Source organism: Desulfobaculum sp., assembly GCF_054921475.1.
In genome coordinates, this window is sequence record NZ_JBUDSW010000327.1 from 1 (window position 1) to 3,380 (window position 3,380).

General features: G+C 64.9%; 3 protein-coding genes. 2 read left to right on the forward strand and 1 reads right to left on the reverse strand.

The features are described 5' to 3' along the window. The first annotated feature begins 852 nt into the window (after window positions 1-852). Both ACY69P_RS15370 and ACY69P_RS15375 read left to right on the forward strand, forming a co-directional pair. The gene (locus ACY69P_RS15370; RefSeq protein WP_462328107.1) at window positions 853-1,377 is read left to right on the forward strand and encodes a hypothetical protein; all 525 of its coding nucleotides are present in this window, start codon (window positions 853-855) and stop codon (window positions 1,375-1,377) included. 26 nt (window positions 1,378-1,403) lie between these two features. Next, window positions 1,404-2,288, forward strand: a complete 885-nt coding sequence (locus ACY69P_RS15375; protein ID WP_462328108.1) for a hypothetical protein — start codon at window positions 1,404-1,406, stop codon at window positions 2,286-2,288. Window positions 2,289-2,465: 177 nt separating this feature from the next. On the opposite strand, the gene ACY69P_RS15380 is transcribed toward ACY69P_RS15375, so the two are convergent. Then, window positions 2,466-3,236 (reverse strand): alpha/beta hydrolase, encoded by a 771-nt coding sequence (locus tag ACY69P_RS15380; protein ID WP_462328109.1) that lies wholly within the window; start codon window positions 3,234-3,236, stop codon window positions 2,466-2,468. Between the last annotated feature and the right edge of the window lie 144 nt (window positions 3,237-3,380).

Here is a 3,380-nt window from a genome sequence, read left to right on the forward strand (position 1 = left end):
TCTTCACGCCAAGGTGCACCCGGCTGCGCGCCATGGCGCGCGGTGCTGTCGCCCCCGTCCGGCGCGGGCGGCGCTGCCTGAGGTGCGCCCTTGTCCGCTTCGTGCGTCATTCTGCCTCCCACACAGGGTTGCCGTTCTCCTGCCGCCTCAACCAGTTGCGCCCAAACTGAAAAACTCCGCACCGCTCCTGCGTCCCTGCGACGGGGGAGAAACACGTGCCACCTGTACCGCCATAATCTGTTCCCTCTGTTCCCGGACACAAGTATTCCCCATGTTCCGAGTTATGCAGAGGCTCCACCCTCAACTGCCCGCCCCGCTTGTGCACATCGCCCTTGGCAACATGTGCACATCTTGTGCAAACTTGTGCAACACACCACCTCACAACTTGTGCACCCTGCTGCACATCCTGCACAGTGCACATGGCACAGCTTTTTTGAGCAATTCTCTAACAACCCGTATTTACACACTTTTCAAACTTGGCACGGGGCTTGATAGAGAGAAGACAACGGCAATGGTTGACGGACCATAAGCCACCTCCACAGCTCTCTAAAAACACTAACCCGTCACGGCGCAAAAGACGACTCCCCCCTCGTCGCGCTGTGAACCTCTCCTCTTCACCTAACGACTGCATCCTCAACAGGCGGCCGGGACCGGCGACATCCCGGCCGCCACCCCCTCTCCAAAAAGCCGCGCCATCCCCCCCTCTGGATGGCGCGGCTTCTCTTTTGCCCGGGCCCTATCCCCCCGCACTGCCCATACGGCGTCCAGAGCCTGTGGACTGGGCAATTTCACACTGCCCGTTGTGCGCCGTGCCCACGGTGGTGTATGCTGGAGCCAAGGGAGGGCAAAGCAGTGAACGATGTGTATCCAGACCGTTTTCGCCTGCTGGGCATCATTGCCTTTCGCGGCGGCATCGTGGGGCTGTTGTTCGGGGTGCTGTGGGCGCGCCTGACGCGCCCGGACTTTTACGAGCCTGCGCCAGACGTCTGCGTGCTGGCGCTCCTGCCGCTTATCGCCGGAGCCGCCGCCGCGTTGGTTCCGGCCCTACAACGCTTGTTCCGCAACACACCAAGCCTTGCCATCTCCAATATGGAGGTCTTCATAGACTGCTCCATCCTTGGCCCCACCATCGTCCGGTGGGACGACGTGGAAAACGTCAGACGGCGGCGCACGTTGTTGACGGATGCCATTGAAATCGTCCTCACGGAGCGGGGCGTGGAGCGGCTGGACTTCTGGCGGCGCCTTGCCCTGACCTTCGGCCTTGGCGGCACAGCCAATTCCCTGCGCATCCCCGCCAGCATGCTCCCCGGCGGGGTGGACGCCATCGGCAGTGAGCTTGGTCACATTTTCCGTCAACGCGGCACGCTCCTCGGCTAACGCCGCCGCACCACGCAGGAACGCCCATGGACAGCTTTCACGCAAAACACAGCCTCACCGCCCACACAGGGCAGCCATCCCGCGCCGCTTCCTCCGACGACCCGGCGCGGGACAGTGTGGTGCGCATCATCCTGAACCTTGGCGACGCCGGACACGCCGTGGGCAGCGGATTTGTGGTGGCTGGACCGGGCGGCCCCAGCGTCATCACGGCCTTCCACAGCCTCAGCGGCGGCGTCAGCCTGCGCGAACGCCTCCGCGCCAAAGCCATCCCCCCGCCCATGCGGGGCAGCATCCGTCATGGGGCGGAAGTCATCGCGGAATTTCCTCTGTATCAACGCGGCATCAGCATCTTTTTGCGCCACCCCGCGCCGGAGCGCGCCAACTGGTGCGACGTCGCCTGCGTTCCCTTCGACACACTCACGCTGTATGCAGTGGGCACCTCGCGCGCGGCGCGCTTTTGGTCGCTCCCCGGCATTGACCTGCCGCGGGTGGATGACGGCGCAACGCTGGTTGACGACATGGCCCTGCCCGTGGGCAAGCCGGCCCTGCTGTATGGCTACCCCGGCGGGCGCGACTTTTGGGGCGCACCCATAGGCGTCAGCGCCACCATTGCCGCGCACGCACCGGAGCGCAGCTTTCTGCTCATTTCAGGGAATATGGATATGGGGTGCTCTGGTGCTCCCGCCATGGCGCGGGAGTTTGGAGGGTATATGCGCAGCGCGCAGGATGGGCAGCAGCACGTCGCAGCGCGCACGCCCATCGTGGACCAGTGGCTGGGCATGTACAGCGGACGCCTCTACGCCGTGGACGCCGCCCGCCAGTTGACGCAGCACGAAACGCCCGTCGGCGTGGTGTGGAAGCCGGATACCATCCGGGACGTCATAACAGACGGCGTGCCCGACGTTCTGTAGCCGAGTGCGCCGCCCGGCTGAGAAGGCGCGCCTCTGGACTCACGGAGGAAGCGCGCAACCAAAAACGCCGCCCAAGAGATGGACGGCGTAAGACGCAAAGAGAAGCCGGGGGCACCAGGCAAGCCCAGGCCCACCTCCCAGTGCCCCCCTCAGCCAGCACAAGCCAAGGCGAGTCATCTACCGCTCAAGACGCCGCAGCACAAAATCACGCGCCAAGCGCTCCACAACAGGCCGAGTTTCCCGGTGGGTGGTGAGCACGTGGCGGCTGGTTACCGTTTCCGAGATGGGCAACAGCCGCACCTCCCGCTCGCAGGAGCGGACCTTGGTGATGATTTCCCACGCATTCTCCTGCGGGACAGTCCGGTCCCCCTCGCCCTGAATCACCAGCAGCGGCGCGCGCACATCCATAAGCCGCCGCCGGGTGGAACGCATCCCCGTCAGCAGGCTGTGGAGCGGACCAAGGGCCATCACGCCCTCATAGCCACGCCACGGCGCAATGGCCACGGACTCGGGCCGACGGCGGCTTGTAGGCCACATGGGCCGGACCTTTTTGAGAAGTGGGATGAAAGGCAGTCGCCAGTCCGTGCAGACAAAGGGATACAGGCGGTAGAGAAACAGCGGCGCGGCCATGGTGACGATGCCCGCCGGGTCAAAGCGCTGGGCGATGTGCAGCGCCAGCGTCCCGCCCATGGACAGCCCCATCACAAACACGGCCTTGTGCTGGCGCGCGAGGTCGGCGTAGGCGTCATGGGCCGCAGCGGCCCAGTCGTGAAAATCCGTTGTGCACCAGTCGTCCACGCTGGTGCCATGGCCGGGAAGCAGCGGTACGGAGACCGGAAGCCCCTCCGCCTGAAAAACGCCCTCCAGCCCCTGCATCTCGTACGGCTCGCCGCCAAAGCCATGCAGAAGCAACACGGCGGCATCACGGTGTTTTGTCGGTGTAGGCATACCCCTACAGATAGCCCGTGACCGCCCACCGCGCAAGAGGCGAAAACCCATGCGTCCCGCGCGCCCCGCTCAGGCAAACCGCCCCGATCACGCAAAAACCAGCGCGGCCTGCTCACAGGCAGGGTGGCCGCCTCTCAGCCGCAG